General features: G+C 61.9%; 19 protein-coding genes. 10 read left to right on the plus strand and 9 right to left on the minus strand.

Going from position 1 to position 16925, the window contains the following annotated elements; all coding sequences use genetic code 11:
- Positions 1-71: 71 nt before the first annotated feature.
- The gene (locus HF949_RS05175) at positions 72-1445 is read left to right on the plus strand and encodes a cytochrome P450 (protein WP_292898728.1); all 1374 of its coding nucleotides are present in this window, start codon (positions 72-74) and stop codon (positions 1443-1445) included.
- A 731-nt stretch (positions 1446-2176) separates the two neighbouring features.
- Here the strand turns inward: HF949_RS05175 and HF949_RS05180 are convergent.
- Positions 2177-2545: a YraN family protein gene (locus tag HF949_RS05180; RefSeq protein ID WP_292898730.1), complete on the minus strand. Its 369-nt coding sequence runs from the start codon at positions 2543-2545 to the stop codon at positions 2177-2179.
- Positions 2535-3443 (minus strand): 16S rRNA (cytidine(1402)-2'-O)-methyltransferase, encoded by a 909-nt coding sequence (gene rsmI, locus HF949_RS05185; protein WP_292898732.1) that lies wholly within the window; start codon positions 3441-3443, stop codon positions 2535-2537. Before rsmI ends, HF949_RS05180 begins: the two co-directional genes overlap by 11 nt.
- An 88-nt stretch (positions 3444-3531) precedes the next feature.
- On the opposite strand from rsmI, the gene HF949_RS05190 reads away from it, so the two are divergent.
- Positions 3532-4749, plus strand: coding sequence for a penicillin-binding protein activator (locus HF949_RS05190; protein ID WP_292898734.1), 1218 nt, complete (start codon positions 3532-3534; stop codon positions 4747-4749).
- 3 nt (positions 4750-4752) lie between these two features.
- Here HF949_RS05190 and hemW read toward each other — a convergent pair whose 3' ends face one another.
- From hemW to rph, 4 genes are read right to left on the minus strand one after another with little or no spacing between them, the layout of a single operon-like run.
- A complete protein-coding gene (gene hemW, locus HF949_RS05195; protein WP_292898736.1) occupies positions 4753-5916 on the minus strand; it encodes a radical SAM family heme chaperone HemW in 1164 nt (387 codons plus the stop codon).
- On the minus strand, positions 5913-6560 hold the full coding sequence (gene rdgB, locus HF949_RS05200; RefSeq protein WP_292898738.1) for an RdgB/HAM1 family non-canonical purine NTP pyrophosphatase: 648 nt from the start codon (positions 6558-6560) through the stop codon (positions 5913-5915). Before rdgB ends, hemW begins: the two co-directional genes overlap by 4 nt.
- Positions 6557-6970, minus strand: a complete 414-nt coding sequence (locus HF949_RS05205; protein WP_292898740.1) for a VOC family protein — start codon at positions 6968-6970, stop codon at positions 6557-6559. The genes rdgB and HF949_RS05205 overlap by 4 nt, the downstream gene beginning before the upstream one ends.
- Before the next feature lie 18 nt (positions 6971-6988).
- Positions 6989-7705, minus strand: coding sequence for a ribonuclease PH (gene rph, locus HF949_RS05210; protein ID WP_292900000.1), 717 nt, complete (start codon positions 7703-7705; stop codon positions 6989-6991).
- Between the two features lie 176 nt (positions 7706-7881).
- On the opposite strand from rph, the gene hrcA reads away from it, so the two are divergent.
- From hrcA to HF949_RS05230, 4 genes are all read left to right on the plus strand, one after another.
- Positions 7882-8967, plus strand: a complete 1086-nt coding sequence (gene hrcA / locus HF949_RS05215; RefSeq protein WP_292898742.1) for a heat-inducible transcriptional repressor HrcA — start codon at positions 7882-7884, stop codon at positions 8965-8967.
- Between the two features lie 19 nt (positions 8968-8986).
- Positions 8987-9277 carry a putative quinol monooxygenase gene (locus HF949_RS05220; RefSeq protein WP_292898744.1) on the plus strand — a complete coding sequence of 97 codons (291 nt, stop codon included), beginning with the start codon at positions 8987-8989 and terminating at the stop codon, positions 9275-9277.
- Between the two features lie 84 nt (positions 9278-9361).
- Positions 9362-10021: a nucleotide exchange factor GrpE gene (grpE, locus tag HF949_RS05225; protein ID WP_292898746.1), complete on the plus strand. Its 660-nt coding sequence runs from the start codon at positions 9362-9364 to the stop codon at positions 10019-10021.
- 99 nt (positions 10022-10120) lie between these two features.
- Positions 10121-10753, plus strand: a complete 633-nt coding sequence (locus HF949_RS05230; RefSeq protein WP_292898748.1) for a trimeric intracellular cation channel family protein — start codon at positions 10121-10123, stop codon at positions 10751-10753.
- Here the strand turns inward: HF949_RS05230 and HF949_RS05235 are convergent.
- Entirely contained in the window at positions 10745-11737 is a 993-nt protein-coding gene (locus HF949_RS05235) for an adenosine kinase (protein ID WP_292898750.1), read from the minus strand. The genes HF949_RS05230 and HF949_RS05235 overlap by 9 nt on opposite strands.
- 169 nt (positions 11738-11906) lie before the next feature.
- On the opposite strand from HF949_RS05235, the gene HF949_RS05240 reads away from it, so the two are divergent.
- Positions 11907-12641, plus strand: a complete 735-nt coding sequence (locus tag HF949_RS05240) for a sulfate transporter family protein (RefSeq protein WP_292898751.1) — start codon at positions 11907-11909, stop codon at positions 12639-12641.
- A gap of 16 nt (positions 12642-12657) precedes the next feature.
- On the opposite strand, the gene nth is transcribed toward HF949_RS05240, so the two are convergent.
- Positions 12658-13398, minus strand: coding sequence for an endonuclease III (nth, locus tag HF949_RS05245; protein WP_292898752.1), 741 nt, complete (start codon positions 13396-13398; stop codon positions 12658-12660).
- Positions 13399-13419: 21 nt separating this feature from the next.
- On the opposite strand from nth, the gene HF949_RS05250 reads away from it, so the two are divergent.
- The 3 genes from HF949_RS05250 to HF949_RS05260 all read left to right on the plus strand — a co-directional run bounded on the left by HF949_RS05250 (position 13420) and on the right by HF949_RS05260 (position 15879).
- Positions 13420-13905 carry a DUF2244 domain-containing protein gene (locus HF949_RS05250; RefSeq protein WP_292898753.1) on the plus strand — a complete coding sequence of 162 codons (486 nt, stop codon included), beginning with the start codon at positions 13420-13422 and terminating at the stop codon, positions 13903-13905.
- Between the two features lie 106 nt (positions 13906-14011).
- Entirely contained in the window at positions 14012-14896 is an 885-nt protein-coding gene (locus HF949_RS05255; protein ID WP_292898755.1) for a bifunctional helix-turn-helix domain-containing protein/methylated-DNA--[protein]-cysteine S-methyltransferase, read from the plus strand.
- 86 nt (positions 14897-14982) lie between these two features.
- The gene (locus HF949_RS05260; RefSeq protein ID WP_292898757.1) at positions 14983-15879 is read left to right on the plus strand and encodes a ribokinase; all 897 of its coding nucleotides are present in this window, start codon (positions 14983-14985) and stop codon (positions 15877-15879) included.
- 25 nt (positions 15880-15904) lie between these two features.
- Here HF949_RS05260 and HF949_RS05265 read toward each other — a convergent pair whose 3' ends face one another.
- On the minus strand, positions 15905-16846 hold the full coding sequence (locus HF949_RS05265; protein ID WP_292898759.1) for a nucleoside hydrolase: 942 nt from the start codon (positions 16844-16846) through the stop codon (positions 15905-15907).
- Positions 16847-16925: the final 79 nt, after the last annotated feature.

Raw genomic sequence — 16925 nt, forward strand, 5'->3', positions numbered from 1 at the left:
CTTGTTTTCGCCATCAGCGGATTTGAACGTCGGGTCTCCCGCGCCTAGATTAAGCGGGAAAGGAAAACCTCATGGAAAGCCAGCCTGCGCCTTTCGTGCCGCCAGCGCCGCGCCCGCGCACCAGCCCGCCTTCCACATTTGAGATGATGCGCATTGTCTATCGCAATCCGCTCGAACTGTGGGGTGAGCCCTCCTACAACGAACCGTGGATTTCCATCGACAACACGATCGGCGGCCCGCTCGTCATCGCAAATGATCCGGGCCTTATCCGCCATGTCCTGGTCGACAATGCGAAAAACTACAAGATGGCCCGCGTGCGCCAGAAGATCCTGCGGCCCATCCTGCGTGACGGGCTCCTGACGGCGGAGGGCGCGGTCTGGCGCCGTTCGCGCAAGGCCATGGCGCCGGTCTTCACTCCGCGCCATATTGCCGGCTTCGCCAGACCGATGCTTGAGCGCACGCAAGCCTTCGTCGCGCGATACGAAAACGTGAACCAACCCGTCGATGTCTCCCGCGACATGACGCTGCTCACCTTTGACATTCTTGCCGAAACGCTCTTTTCCGGAGAGATCGCCGGCGAGCCCGGCAGTTTCGCGCATCAGGTGGATCGTCTGTTCGAGACAATGGGCCGTGTCGACCCCCTCGATCTTCTGGGCGCACCCGATTGGCTCCCGCGCATCACGCGCCTTATGGGCCGCAATTCGCTAAAGTTCTTCCGCGACATCGTTGCCGAGACGATGGCCATGCGCCGGAAAAAGATGGCATCCGGCCACGACGTGCCGGAAGATTTCCTCACGCTCCTCCTGCGCGCCGAAGGGCCGGAAGGCCTCACCCGCGCGGAGATAGAGGACAACATCATCACATTCATCGGTGCCGGCCACGAGACCACGGCGCGTGCGCTGGGCTGGACGATCTATTGCCTCGCCTCAGCCCCATGGGAGCGTGAAAAGGTGGAGGCAGAGATCGACGCGGCGCTGGTCCACGAACCCGACCCGGTGAGATGGCTCGACGCCATGCCCTTAACCCGTGCCGCTTTCGAGGAGGCGATGCGGCTTTATCCGCCAGCACCCTCCATCAACCGCGAGGCGCTGTCCGAAGATCGCTATCAGGATTTCACCATCGTCAAGGGCGCGCAGGTGCTCGTCATGCCCTGGACGGTGCATCGCCACCGGCTTCTGTGGGACGAGCCGGACGCCTTCATGCCCTCGCGTTTCCACCCTGAAAACCGCGAAAAGCTCGACCGGTATCAGTATCTGCCCTTCGGTGCCGGCCCGCGCGTCTGCATCGGCGCTACCTTTGCCATGCAGGAGGCGGTCATCGCGCTCGCGGTCCTCCTCTCTCGCTTCCGCTTTGAGACCTTGCCGGAAACGAACCCCTGGCCGGTTCAGAAGCTCACCACCCAGCCGCAGGGTGGCCTGCCCATGCGCGTCTCCCACCGCTCCTGAATCCGTTCAGTAAAATCGCACCAGTGTCGAAGACCCTTGTCGCCACATCTCACCCGGCTCCTTCGTCATCATCTCCCCACACCTTCGTTATCCTCGGACCTGATCCGAGGATCCATGCCGGGACGCCGGGGATAAACTTCGACCCGTCCTGGGCACGTACATTTTTTCTCACCCGCACCCCGTCACCACCGCAACGGCATGGATCCCATGGTCAGGCCATAGGATCACGAGGGAGTTGAAGCGCGTTCCCTACTCGCTATTCGCTACTCCCTATTCGCTCTTTTCTCCCCACCCTCAAAACCTCCGCTACACTTCCCCCATCGCCCCTGTCGGGAACCGGGTCCGGAGCCGGGGATCAGGAGGGGCGACGGCAGCCTCCCCCTCGGGTTCGGTAACCCGGGGCCTGTGAGGGCCCGCGAAAGGCCGGCGGCCGGCATCATGCCGGTTGCGGAAAAGCCGCTAGGGCACAGATCGCCCGAGTGACCGGCCGGCAGACGGGACAGCGGCCGGCGGGGCGCGCTTTTCGCGCCACTTATTTCACAACAGAGAGGCACGAAAAACGCGCCCCGTTTCCCGAACGATCCAAACCCCGGCGGCAACCCCGCGCGGCAACGATGGAGCCTGTCTTGAAATGCCCGCGCCACACCACCCCGTCATCCCAGCCTGTCATCCCGGAAGCCGCAGGCTATCCGGGACCCATTGGCAGAATGCGCAGGAACATGGCCCGGTGTTCAACCACGCCCCTGGAAGAAATTCTCCACATGCACCGGCCATCGGCGGGGGAGGATGGCGACAAGATCGAAGCGCAGCGAGAGCCGTGCGTGATCGGGTTGGCGGGCAAGCCACAGGTCAGCCGCGCGTTCGATACGGCTCTGCGCATGATAGGCCACCGCATCCATCGCCGCTTCCACAGTCGGGCGCGCCTTCACCTCGACAATCGCCACCAGATCGCCGCGCCGGGCGATCAGGTCGATCTCGCCAAGCTTTGTGCGATACCGCCGGGCCAGAATGCGATAGCCCTTCAGCCGCAGCGCCATGGCCGCCAGCCACTCGCCGCGATGGCCGAGGCGATAGGCTTTCTGCCGCGCCTCAGCCGGCATCACTCTTTGCCTTCAGATCGAGAAGCCGCTGATAGAGCTCGGACTTGCGTCCGCCCGTCATGCGTGCGGCTTCACCCGCCGCCTTGGAGGCGGACATCTCATCGGAGAGCGCTATGAGTAGCCGATCCACATCTTCCGCGCTTGTCTTTTCTTCGCTTTCCGGCGGCGCAACGCACACCACCACTTCGCCCTTGGGCGCACCGGTATCGGCATAATGCGCGGCCAGATCCGAAAGCGCGCCGCGGCGCAGCTCCTCGAAGGTCTTGGTGAGCTCGCGCGCCACACAGGCCTGCCGCTCCCCGCCAAGCACGTCCGCCATCGCGGCAAGACTGTCGTCGAGACGGCGTGGCGATTCGAAGAAAACCAGCGTCGCCGGGGTCTGGCGAAATGTTTCGAGCCGCGCGCGGCGCTGCCCGTCCTTCACGGGAAGAAAACCGGCAAACAGAAATGCATCCGTCGGCAGGCCGGAGGCCGAGAGCGCGGCAAGAACCGCAGAGGGGCCGGGAATGGGCACAACCCGCAGGCCCTTTTCGATTGCTTGGTCCACAAGACGATACCCGGGATCGGAGACGAGCGGCGTTCCGGCGTCGGAGATGAGCGCAACGCTCTGGCCCGCTTCGAGAGCGGCGAGCAGACGCGGTCCGGCCTTGTCCGCATTGTGCTCGTGATAGGCGGTGAGGCTCTGGCCGATGCCGTAGCGCGCAAGAAGCACGCGCGAAACGCGGGTGTCCTCGCAGGCGACGATATCCGCCCCGGCAAGCACTTCGAGCGCGCGCAGCGTGATATCGCCCAGATTGCCGATGGGGGTTGCCACCAGATAAAGCGCCGGCTCCAGCGGCCCGGCGCCAATACGGGCATTGCCGACGACGAAACTTTTCTCTCCGCGCGGGTTTTCCATAACTCTTTGATCCTTATTCGCTCATCTCTTTGACATGGAGGCATGTGGGTTGCAAAGTCGCGCGCTGAATTTGGGACGGATGCGACGTATGAAATTATCGACATCGCCCGGTCGCAGAACCGGGATCATCTCACTGGCGCTGGCCGGCCTTCTGGCGCTCGGTGGCTGCGTGGGGGCTGACGTGCCCTATGGCATGCCGCAGCCCGTCGACCAGTCCATCGCCACACGACCCATTGCGGAAACTGCGCCGCGTGTAGCGGCCACAGGTGAGGTGATCGGTACAGGTGAAACGCGTGTGGCGCTGCTCCTGCCGCTGACCGGCGAAGGCAATGCCAGCCGCATCGCGGCCGAGCTCAAGAACGCCGCGCTGCTTGCCATGGACGATGCTGGCTTGAACGCGCTGGAAATGGTCGTCAAGGACACGGGTGGAACCACGGAGGGCGCTGCAGTCGCAGCAGGACAGGCATCCGCCGAAGGTGCTGCCGCAGTGCTAGGCCCGCTCTTTTCGGCCAATGTGCGCGCTGCTGCGCAGGCGCTGGGCACGTCGCAGACACCGATGATCGCGTTTTCCTCCGACCGTGCGGCGGCGTCGCCTGGCGTCTACCTCAACTCCTTCCTGCCGCAGGGCGTGGTCCAGCGCACGCTTTCCTACGCCGCCCGGCAGGGGGTGCGCACCGTGGTTGCTATCCTGCCTGATGGGGCTGCCGGCGATATCGCCGAAGCCGAAGCGCGTCGCACCATGCTTTCCATGGGGGGCGAAGTGACTGCAGTGGCCCGCTACGCTTATGACAACATGTCGGTTTTTGAGGCCGTGCAGCGCGTCGCCGATGCAGTGCGGGGGGCTGATGCGGTGTTCATCCCCGATGGCGGCACGAGCCCGGCGACCATCGTCTCGACGATGACGGAAGCGGGCATCGACATTTCCGGCAAGAAGCTGCTGGGAACGGGGCAGTGGGCGAGCGCCAATCTGGCAGATCCTGCGCTTCAGGGCGCGTGGTTCGCCGACACGGACCAGGGTCGCGTCAGCACTTACAAGCAGCGCTATCAGGCACGGTTCGGCGCCGAGCCGTCCCTGACTTCAGCGCTTGCTTATGACTCGGTTGTGCTCGTCGCCAACATCGCCAGGGGCGGCGGCGGAATCCCGCGACATGCCTTGGAAACGCCAGTCGGGTTCAATGGCTATACGGGCCTGTTCCGCTTTCTGGCCGACGGCACGACCGAGCGCGGATACGCGATCTATGAAGTGCGTGGCGGCAAGGCCGAAATCATTGACGCAGCCCCGTCACGATTTGGTGGAGGCAGTTAGGTCCTACCGAGCCAGATCGGCGACCACGGCATCCAGCACGATCATGCCTTTCGGCGTCGCGCGCAGCCGGGTGTTGCCAACGGGCTCGACAAGGCCTTCTTCCTGCAGGACCGCAATGCGGGCGTTGGAAAGGGCCTTGCCTGAAAGCGCTTCATAGCGCGGCAGGTCGATGCCTTCGACGAGCCGAAGCCCCATCAAAAGGAACTCATCGGCTTCCTCGTCGCGGGTCAGAACCTCACCGCCGATCACGCCATGGTTCTGCGTCTCGACGCGTTCGAGCCATGTCTCAGGCATCTTCTCGGTGAACGTCACATGGCGACGGCCATCCTCGATGAACCGCCCATGGGCTCCGGGGCCGGCGCCGACATATTCGCCATAACGCCAATAGACGAGATTATGCCGGCTCTCCGCACCCGGTCGGGCGTGATTGGAGATCTCGTAGGCGGGGAGACCGTGCGCCGTCGTCACCTCCTGCGTGATTTCGTAGAGACGCGCGGCATGATCTCCATCCGGCATGGCGAGCTTGCCGGCCTCATGGAGAAGCTGGAAACGTGTGCCTTCCTCGATGGTGAGCTGGTAGAGCGAGAGATGATCTGCTGCATGCCCGATGGCCTGTTCAAGCTCGCTGGCCCAGGCTTCCTCGCTCTGGTGCGGACGGGCATAGATCAGGTCGAAAGAGAGACGCGGGAAGATTTCTCGGGCAAGTCCGATCGCCTTCAGCGCTTCGTCAACATTGTGCAGACGACCGAGAAATCTTAGATCCGGGTCGTTGAGCGCCTGAACGCCGAGCGATACACGGTTGACGCCGGCCGCGCGATAGCCGCGGAAGCGGTCTGCTTCCACCGAACTCGGATTGGCCTCCAGCGTCACTTCGATCCCGTCCGCAACGCTCCAGTTGACCGCAACGGCATCGAGCAGCGCTCCGACTGTTTCGGGCTCCATCAAAGAGGGGGTTCCACCACCCAGAAAAATACTGGTGACCGTACGCGGGCCGGTGCGGGCGCGCATGGTTGCCAGTTCGCGCCGAAAGGCGGCGGCAAAGCGCTCCTGGTCCACCGGCTGGTGGCGTACATGGCTGTTGAAGTCACAATATGGGCACTTGGCTGCACAGAACGGCCAGTGCAGATAGACGCCGAACCCCGGAATGTTGTCAGGCGCGGAAATCACGCAGCGCCCAGTCTGGCGCGGGCGAATTTCTGGAAAGCGCGGGCGCGATGAGAGAGGGCATGGTCTTCGCCCGGCTTCCAGCCATGCTTTTGCTCAGCCGTCATCTCGCCAAAAGTGATGTCATAGCCGAGCGGTTGAAATACGGGGTCATAGCCGAAACCATCCGCGCCGCGAGGCGGCCAGACCAGATGGCCTTCTGCTTCACCGCGATAATACTCGGTCTCCCCGTCAGGGAAGCAAAGGCAAAGCGTCGCGACAAAGCGGCCGGTGCGTTTCTCCGGTGTGTTGGCCCCGTTCTCCGAAAGCAGCTTCTCGGTCTTCTCCATCGCCATCATGAAGTCGCGGCTGCCGTCGTCCTTCGTGGCCCAGTCGGCGGTGTAGACGCCGGGCGCGCCATCCAGCGCATCGACGCACAGGCCGGAATCGTCGGAAAGCGCCGGCAGGCCCGTTGCCTGGGCGGCAGCCAGCGCCTTGATGCGGGCGTTCTGTTCAAATGTCGTGCCGGTTTCTTCCGGCTCAGGCAAGCCGAGTTCAGCAGCGGAACGCACCGTATAGCCGAATGGAGCCAGGAGGTCTGAGAACTCCCGCAGCTTGCCCTTGTTGTGGCTGGCGAGCACAAAGGTCTTGTTTTCGATCGGTCTCAAGTCAATCCCCAGATACGTGGCTCGGCGAATTCGAGCGAATTACCGAAAGGGTCGCGAAAATAGATGGAGCGGCCGCCGTTCGGCCATTCAAAATCCGCTTCGATGGCAATACCAGCCGCGTCGAGATGTGCCTTCCAGCGACCGATCTCTTGGGCGGTTGCAGCAAAACAGAGATGCCCCGGCCCCTTCGCTCCGTGCGGCGGAACGGGAAGCCGTGCGTCGGGAGGGGGCGGCTCGGCCGTTGCTGCGGGATCAAACAGCAAAAGCACTGCCTGCCCGCAGCGGAAGAACACATGCCGACCCTCGATTTTCGCGATCCTCTCAAGCCCGAGCGTCTCGCCGTAGAAGCGCTCGGCTTGGTCAAGATCGCTCACATAGAGCGCGGCTTCGAGAATTGCCGAGGGTCGCATGGTCCGCTTTGCGTCGGTTCAGGAGATGGCCATCTTCTGCATGTCTATGAGCTTGGTGATACCCTTGCGGGCAAGCCCCATCAAGGCCGCGAACTCTTCCTCGGAGAAAGGTTCGCCTTCCGCAGTGCCCTGAATTTCGACAATGCCGCCCTTGCCGGTCAACACGAAATTGGCATCGGTCTCTGCGGCCGAGTCCTCGGCATAGTCGAGATCGAGGACCGGGGTCCCCTGGTAGATGCCACAGGAAATGGCGGCGACGTGATCTTTCAGAACCTTGTCGCGGCTCACCATCTGGCGCGCTTCCATCCATGAAAGGCAGTCCGAAAGAGCGATGAAACCACCCGTGATGGCTGCCGTGCGTGTCCCGCCATCGGCCTGGATAACATCACAGTCGATGGTGATCTGCTTTTCGCCCAGGGCCTGCAGGTCGACTACCGAGCGCAGCGAGCGGCCGATCAGGCGCTGGATTTCCAGTGTACGGCCGCCCTGCTTTCCGGAGGAGGCTTCACGGCGCATGCGGTCGCCGGTGGAGCGCGGCAGCATACCGTATTCCGCCGTCACCCAGCCCTGGCCGGAATTGCGCAGCCATGGCGGCACACGCTCCTCAAGGCTTGCGGTGCAAAGCACGTGGGTATCGCCGAAGCGCACCAGACACGACCCCTCCGCATGCTTTGAAAAGCCGCGCTCGAAACTGACAGCGCGCATTTCATCGGGTTCGCGTTTGGAAGGGCGCATGAGCAATTTCTCCAGTGTCATTCAATGTTTCCGGCCAGTCTTGCCGGCTTGTAGCTTTCCGCATTCATGAACGCAAAGGAATTCCGGAAAACGAGGGGAAACCGCACATATGGCCACCAACAACACTGTTGTTTTCCCGCCGGCGGCGCTTATATTCAGGTGATCAGAGGTCGCGAATGACGAAACCGGTCTTGGACAGAGAATTTCAGGAACACGCGCTGCAATCGCTGGATAGTCGTTCCCGCGAGATTTTTCGGGTCATCGTCGAAACCTATCTGAGAGATGGTGAGCCACTCGGCTCGCGCAATCTTTCGCGTATTCTGTCGACACAGCTTTCCCCGGCCACAATCCGAAATGTGATGAGCGACCTGGAGCATCTGGGGCTCATCTATGCGCCGCATGTTTCTGCCGGCCGCATGCCCACTCAACAGGGGCTGCGGTTTTTCGTCGATGCATTCATGGAAATCGGTGATCTTTCCGACAATGAACGCCGGATCATCGAAACCCAGGTGAAGGCGTCGAGCAGTGGCCATTCGCTGGACCATATGCTGACAGAGGCAAGCCAGCTTCTCTCAGGCCTTTCAAGGGGTGCCGGCGTGGTCCTTGCAACCAAGTCCGAGGCAGCGCTCAAGCACATCGAATTCGTCCAACTGGAACCGCGCAAGGGGCTGGCTATTCTTGTTTCGCAGAACGGTGACGTGGAAAACCGCGTGATCGACCTGCCCGAAGGCGTCACCATATCGCAACTGCATGAAGCCTCGAATTTCCTGAATGCGCATATCCGTGGGCGCACACTGGCCGAAACGCGTGCCGAGCTTTCGCGTTTGCAGGAGCAAACGCGTGCCGCGCTCGACACGCTATCGCAGGAACTCGTGGAGCAGGGGCTCGCCGTCTGGGCGGGTGCAGAAAGCGGCCAGCCGGCACGGTTGATCGTACGGGGGCGGGCCAATCTGCTTGAGAACCTCACGGCGGAGGCTGATCTGGAGCTCCTGCGGCGCCTGTTTGAAGATCTGGAGACCAAGGAAGGTCTGATTCAGCTTCTCGACATGGCAGAAGAAGGCTCTGGGGTGCGTATCTTCATCGGTTCGGAGAACAGGCTTTTCTCCTTGTCCGGTTCTTCATTGGTCGTGGCCCCCTATCGCGACCAGGAATCGCGCGTGATCGGCGCGCTGGGCGTAATCGGTCCGACGCGGCTGAACTATGCGCGCATCGTGCCAATGGTGGATTATACTGCGCAGATTGTCGGGCGTTTGCTTCGATAATTTTTCAATGGGGGGATCAATGTTTGGCCTTATCGGCAAGATGCGAGCGCATCCGGGCAAACGCGACGCGCTGCTCAACATACTCTCGAAAGGCACCAGGTCCATGCCGGGTTGCCTGAGCTATGTGATTGCTCTCGATCCGGAGGATGCGGAGGCGATCTGGATCACAGAAGTCTGGGACAGTGAGGAAAGCCATAAGAGGTCTCTCACCCTGCCATCGGTTCAGGCGGCGATCGCTGAAGCCCGGCCCCTTATCGCCGGTTTCGACAGCAGCGTGCGAACCGAGCCGGTGTATGGGATCGGAAACTGAAACCGTCTCCCCTTGATTTTGCCGTCGCGAACCTCGATATCGGGCGCAACATCCGAAGAATTCTAAAACCATAGACGGACTGACATGACCAATCAGGCTAAGGACAACGAACAGGCCAGAACCGAAGCGGCAGAGGACCCGAACGTGAAGGCGTTTGAAGAAAATGCCGGCGAAGAGCCGATCTCGGAAGAAGACGTCCTTGTACGACTGGCCAAGGAGAATGAAGAGCTGAAGGAGCGCGCCCTTCGCCTCGCGGCGGAAATGGAGAACCTGCGCAAGCGCACGGCGCGCGATGTCGCCGAGGCGCGCAGCTATTCCATCGCCGGCTTTGCACGGGACATGCTTACGGTTTCGGACAACCTGCGCCGCGCGCTCGAGGCAGTTCCCGCGGAAGCCCGCGCTGCTGGAGATAGCGGGCTTGCGTCCCTCATGGAGGGTGTCGAAATGACAGAACGCGCCATGCTGTCCACGCTCGAGCGTCATGGCGTTAAGCAGATCGACCCTAAGGGCGAGCGCTTCGATCCGCATTTCCATCAGGCAATGTTCGAGGTGCCGGATCCCGAAACCCCGGAGAACACTGTCGTTCAGGTGGTGCAGCAGGGCTATGTGATCGGTGAGCGCGTTCTGCGTCCGGCGATGGTTGGTGTTGCCAAAGGCGGTCCCAAGGCCGGTGCGGTCCAAAACGGCGAAAATGCCAGCGCCGAACCCGGTCCGCCCAATCCGCAGGCCGAGCGCGACGCCTGATCTCCGTTCCGCTGCATCCGATGTGCGGCAAGCGGCAGTGAGGCAACGGCTCACTTCCTATTCAGGGGGCCTTCGGCTATCCAGAACGTGGAGGGCCCCATGGACCTGATTCAGCTTCTCGATTATGCCGGTGTGGCCGTGTTCGCGGCCACCGGGGCGCTTGCGGCCTCGCGCAAGGAACTCGACCTTATTGGCTTCATTTTCCTTGCCGGCGTGACAGGCACCGGCGGCGGCACGCTGCGCGATCTGGTGCTTGATGTACCTGTCTTCTGGGTGGAAAATCACACATACATCATCGTCTGCGCCGTGGTTGCGGTCCTCGTTTTCTTTGCCGCGCCGCTGGTGGAGTATCGCTACAGGCTGCTTCTGTGGCTGGATGCGGCGGGACTTGCGGCATATTCGGTGTTGGGCGCTGCCAAGGGGCTGGAGGCATCCGGATCGGCCATTGTCGCGTTGGTTACAGGCGTTCTGACCGCGACTTTTGGCGGTGTTCTGCGCGACGTGCTGGCTGGGGAGCCCTCGGTGCTGCTCAGGCCCGAGGTTTATGTGACCGCGGCACTCGTCGGCGCAGGCGTATTTACCGTGGCCGACTTTGCCGGAATTGAGGGTGCAATGGCAGCGCTGATCGCCGTCACTGCCGCATTTCTGGTGCGCGGCGGGGCCCTCCGCTTCGGATGGACCATTCCGCGCTACCGATCCCGTCCCGGCCGACCGCCAGAAGAGCTAGAGTAGACCGGCCTGCTGCGCTTCGTAGCGCAGATCCTTCTGCGGGCGCGGGCCGATCTGCTGGATGACGAGGCCGGCTGCGAAAGAGCCGAGACGGCCGCAATCGGCGAGGCTGTGGCCGTTGGTGTATCCGTAGAGGAAGCCTGCTGCGTAGAGATCACCTGCACCTGTGGTGTCCACCAACTCATCGATCTTCGTCGCTTCGACAGGGATGGTCTCGTTATCCGTTACGACAACCGAGCCCTTCTCGGAGCGGGTGACGATTGCAAGGCGGGTATCCTTGCGGATGGCCTCCACCGCACTGTCAAATGACGAGGTCTGATAAAGAGACAGCAACTCGTGTTCATTGGCGAATACGATGTTGACCCTGCCCGAACGCATCAGCTCCAGGAACTCGTCGCGGTAGCGATCGACGCAGAATGGGTCGGACAAAGACATCGCCACTTCGCGGCCCGCTGCATGCGCCGCATCGGCGGTCATCCGAATCGCTTCCTTGGCCCGCGGCGGATCCCAAAGATAGCCTTCGAAATACGTGACCCTGGAGCCCTTCGCCTTGTCTTCCTCCACGTCTTCCGGGCCAAGCTCCACGCATGCGCCGAGATAGGTGTTCATGGAGCGCTCACCGTCGGGCGTGACGAAGATCATGGACCGCGCAGTTGGCGGATGACCTTCAAGCGGTCTGGTATCGAAGGCGACACCCTGAGCGCGGATGTCGTGGGCGTAAATCTCGCCAAGGGTGTCGTTTGAAACCTTGCCGAAGAACGCGGCTTTTCCGCCGAGGCTGGCGATGCCGGCTGCCGTGTTGCCTGCGCTGCCGCCGGACGCCTCGATGGCCTGCCCCATACGCTCGTAGAGCAGGGTGGCGCGATCGACATCGATCAGGTTCATCGCACCACGGATGATATTGTTTTCCTCCAGAAACGCTTCGTCGCAGCGGGCGATGATGTCGACAATGGCGTTGCCGATGCACAGCACGTCATATTCGCTCAAGTTCAGATCTCCAGATATGCAAGGGAAGCGTTGTTGGCTTTAGGCTTCGGGCGGTTTACCGGTTTGAGCACGATTTGCAAGCCATTGGTGTGAAGGGTTTTGCTTGCGTCGACCCGAAAGGGTTCCTATCTCGAATGGGAAATCAAAACTCGAAAGGCCCTGACCTTCAATGATCTTCGACGCGGCACGCGCCGCAATCAGCCGTCTGTTTTCCAGTGAATTCCGCAGCGTTTTTATCAAGACACTGGGTCTGACGTTGCTGGTCCTTGTGGGCTTGTGGCTGGGAGCCAAGGAACTCTTCGAATATATCGCGCTGCCATGGCTTGATGCTTTCTTTCCTGATCTTCCTTCCTGGCTCGGTTGGATGAGTTTCGTCGCGCTGATCGCTGCCGGTCTGGGGCTGGCCGCCGGTCTGGCGCTTCTGATCGGGCCCGTGACCGCTGTGATCGCGGGTCTATTTCTCGACGATGTGGCTGAAGTTGTCGAAAAGGAAGATTATCCGCAGGATCCGCCGGGCAAGGCGCTGCCGCTGGGCGCTGCGATCGCCACATCGATCAAGTTTTTCGGTATTGTGATTCTCGGAAACATCGTCGCGCTGTTCCTGCTGCTAGTGCCGGGCATCAACATCCTCGCCTTCTTCCTCGTTAACGGTTATCTGCTCGGTCGGGAGTTCTTTGAGTTCGCTGCCATGCGGTTCCGTAGCGAACCTGAGGCGAAGGCGCTGCGCCGGCGCCATGCAGGCACGATCTTTTTGGCCGGTCTGGTGATCGCGGGTTTTCTGGCAGTGCCGATTCTCAATCTGCTAACGCCGCTTTTCGCAGCCGCCATGATGGTTCATCTGCACAAGATGATTTCAATGGAAGACGCAGCGCGCGCTGCGCAGGGTGTAGAGCAGCGCGGATAGTCTGGACCGATGCGCCTCAGGCCTGCGGCGCCAATTCGACCAGCGGCGCCGGTATGTCGGTCACCTTCTCCTCCGATTTGCAAATGTCCGCGATCACACAGGCCGTGCAATCGGGTTTGCGCGCCTTGCAGACATAGCGCCCGTGCAGGATCAACCAGTGGTGAGCGTGACGCATGAACTCGTCCGGGATGATGTTCACCAGGGTATCCTCCACCTGTTCCGGGGTCTTGCCGGGAGCAAGCCCGATACGATTGCCGATACGCAGAATATGAGTGTCGACAGCCATGGTCGGCTGGCCGAATGACATATTCAGCACCACATTGGCCGTCTTGCGGCCCACGCCCGGCAGGGTGACGAGCGCCTCGCGGCTGTCGGGCACCTGCGATCCGTGATCGCGGATCAGTGCTTCGCTGAGGGCGATGACGTTCTTCGCCTTGTTGCGCCATAGCCCGATGGTGCGGATGTACTGCCCCACCTTTTCCTCGCCGAGAGCCAGCATTTTCTCCGGCGTGTCGGCGACCTTGAAGAGATCGCGCGTCGCCCTGTTGACACCTGCATCGGTGGCCTGCGCCGAGAGCACGACGGCCACGAGCAGCGTGAAGGCATTCACATGCTCAAGCTCGCCCTTCGGCTCCGGGCGCTGGACCGAGAAGCGACGGAAGATCTCGTGGACCTCCCCGGGTGAATAGGCGGTTCTGCGTTTGCGGGAGCGAGCGGGTTTTCGGGCCGCGGCAATTTTCTTCTTGGGCTTTTCCATGGTGCTTCTATAATCGGGATCATGGCCGAAACAAACAGTGCAGACGCTCCCGTCTTTCAGGCGTTGCTGACGCCTTATCGCTCTCTGGGTACGCGCGGCTTCACGATTCTCATGGCCGTTCTGCTGCTCGTCTGGCTGACCATCGGTGCGGTGTTCCTGAAGCTCGGCGCCTGGCCGGTGGTCGGGTTTTTCGGGCTCGATGTACTGGCCATCTATGTGGCCTTCCGGCTGAACTACCGTGCTGCCCGTGTCCGCGAGGAGGTGCGGCTGTCGCGCACCAGTCTCGATATCCGCAAGGTACTGCCCTCCGGCAAGGCCGAGGAGCACCATTTCAACCCGTTCTGGACGCGGTTTCGCATAGAACGGCACGACGAGATCGGCATCATCGACATGACGGTCGAGATGCGTGGCAAGCGGGTGGGGCTCGGCAGTTTCCTGAATCCGGATGACCGGGAGAGTTTCGCCGCCGCTTTCGGAGAGGCGCTCGCCACCGCCAGGGGCCGGTGAACTCGGCAGGAAACGGGTGGTTGACTGGCCCGAAACGCGGCATGGTCATGCTCAGGAAAAATGTCATGTGGCACCAGCGCAAAGGCGGGTGCCGGGAGTTAACACCATGAACGTGCAGACAGCCCTGTTGCAGCGCGATGTGACCCCGGAAGGCAGCGACTACGAGGTCGTGCGCCGGGTGATTGAGAAGATCAGTCTCGACTATCGGGATCAGCCCTCGCTGGAGGAAATTGCCCGGGAGGTGGGCGATACGCCGAACGGACTGCAGAAACTGTTCACCCGCTGGGCGGGGCTGACGCCCAAGGCGTTCTTGCAGGCAGTTACACTGGATCATGCGCGCCGGCTGCTCGATTCGGGCATGCCGCTGCTCGACGCGGCACTGGAGCTCGGCATGTCAGGACCGGGGCGTCTGCATGACCTGTTTGTAACGCATGAGGCGATTTCGCCCGGTGAATACAAGGCGCGGGGCGCGGGGCTGACCATGCGCTACGGTTTTCATCTCTCGCCCTTCGGTCAGGCACTTGTCATGGTCACGGAGCGCGGTCTTGCCGGGCTCGCCTTCTGCGATCCGGGCGATGAGCGCGCGGCATTCGAGGATATGGCGTCACGCTGGCCGAACGCCGATTACGAGGAAGACATGGCCGCCACCGCGCCCTATGCGGCACGGGTGTTCGATCCCTCGCGCTGGCGCGCCGAAGAGCCGCTGCGCGTGGTATTGATCGGGACAGACTTCCAGGTGCGGGTGTGGGATGCGCTTTTAAAAATTCCGATGGGCCGGGCCTGCGCCTATTCCGATATCGCCGAGCGGATCGGCAAACCCAGCGCCTCACGCGCCGTTGGTGCGGCGGTCGGAGCGAACCCGGTTTCCTTCGTGGTGCCATGCCATCGCGCGGTCGGCAAATCCGGCGCGCTGACGGGCTATCACTGGGGTCTGACCCGCAAACGCGCGATCCTTGGCTGGGAAGCGGGACAGCTTTGCCAGGCCGATTGATCGAGCCTTGGATGTTGGGGTTCGAATGGATTCCACCGTGCTGAAAAATGGTCTAGGTTCGCCGCGAATCTGCGTGGGAGTGTGCCTTGATCATCGTCATCGGTTCCATCAATCTCGATCTGATCGCAACCGTTCATCGCCTCCCGAAGCCGGGGGAGACGGTGCCTGGCGACACGTTCGTCACCGCACCGGGTGGCAAGGGGGCAAACCAGGCACTTGCCGCAAGGCGCGCCGGCGCGCGCACCCGCATCGTTGGGGCTGTGGGCAACGATCCGTTTGCCGGTGAGGCGCTGGAGCTTCTGAAAGCGGCGGGCGTCGATCTTTCCGCCGTACATCAGGCCGAAAGCGCCACGGGCACGGCTCACATCCTCGTTGATCGGGAAGGTGAAAACACCATTGCCGTGGTGCCGGGCGCCAATGCCGACGTTCTGCCGGGGCATGTGGCGCAGGCAGCGCTCGCAGCCGGAAACCACGTGCTCCTGCAGTTGGAGGTTCCCATCGAAACCGTGGCCGCCTCAATGGAGGCTGCGCGGAAGGCGGAAGCGATTTCCATTCTCAACACGGCGCCCTATCGACCTGAGGCAGCGGGTCTTCTCACAGCGGCCGATTACGTTGTAGCAAATGAGACCGAGTTCGATCTTTATGCCGATGCACTCGACCTGGGCGGCGAAGGGCGCCGCGCGCGTATGGAAGCATTCGCGGCGAAGACCGGACGCACCGTCATTGTTACGCTGGGCGGTGAAGGAGCGTGGGCTGCCACGCCTGACAGTTTCGTGACCTGCCCTTCAATGAAAATCACGCCCGTTGATACGGTCGGTGCCGGCGATACGTTTTGCGGCTATCTGGCGGCGGGACTTTCCGAGGGACTTGACCTCGAGGCAGCGCTGCGGCGCGCAACGGTGGCCGGAGCGCTGGCCTGCCTGAAGCCGGGCGCGCAGCCGGCCATCCCGCTACGCAAGGATGTCGACGCGGCACTCGCGTGAGTGCTTTTTCCATCGGCGGCGCGGTTTATAAACGCGCGAGGCGTTCTGTCAGAAGCGTGAAGAAGCCGTCAGCGTCGATGTCGCGCATCACAAGGGCGTTCTTCGGCCGGTCGGTCACCTGCCACCAGTCGATCACCGTCATGCCCATGGTGAGTTCGGAGCCAGTCTCCACGGTCACGTTGCAACTGCGTCCCTGGAAGAGCTCAGGCTTGAGAAGGTAGGCAATGACGCAGGGGTCATGCAAAGGCCCGCCATCTGTGCCGTATTTCTCTTCGTCGAAGCGTTCGAAGAACTCCAGCAATTCGGCACAGGCTTTGCCGACCCTGGTGCCGAGGCCGCGAATGGCTGCGATGCGCGCGCGTGTGGTGAGTGCCTTGTGGGTGACATCCAGCGGCATCATGACAATGGGGACGCCGGAGCGCAGCACCACATCGGCCGCATGAGGGTCGACATAGATGTTGAATTCGGCCGTAGGCGTGACATTGCCACCCTCGAAGAAACCGCCACCCATCAGGACAATTTCGCGGATGCGGGAGGCGATGCGTGGCTCGCGGTTGAGCGCCAGCGCGATATTGGTGAGGGGCCCGAGAGGGCACAGGGTGATTTCGCCCTCGTCGTGAGCCATCAGGGCCTCAATGATGAAATCCACTGCATGTTTTTCCTGGAGCGGTATCTGCGGCTCGGGCAGTTCAGGCCCATCGAGCCCGGTCCGGCCGTGAACATGTTCTGCTGTTACGAGATCGCGAACCAGCGGGCGGATCGCCCCGGCGAAAACTCCTGTCTCGGGTTTGCCAGCGAGTTCGCAAATTTTGCGTGCATTCTTCTCCGTCAGGGCCAGCGGAACGTTGCCGGCGACGGCGGTGATGCCAAGCACATCCAGTTCCGGACTGCCCAGTGCCAGCAATATGGCCAGCGCGTCGTCCTGGCCCGGATCCGTGTCGATAATGATCTTTCGCGCTGACGTCATACAGAAGCTCCAAAATGCTTGAAACGCGTGTTTTGAGCGACCATATCAGTTGGGAAGAGAAAAATGCCAACCGGGTTTT

The sequence above is a fragment of the Nitratireductor sp. genome, assembly GCF_017794765.1.
Taxonomy (GTDB): domain Bacteria; phylum Pseudomonadota; class Alphaproteobacteria; order Rhizobiales; family Rhizobiaceae; genus Nitratireductor.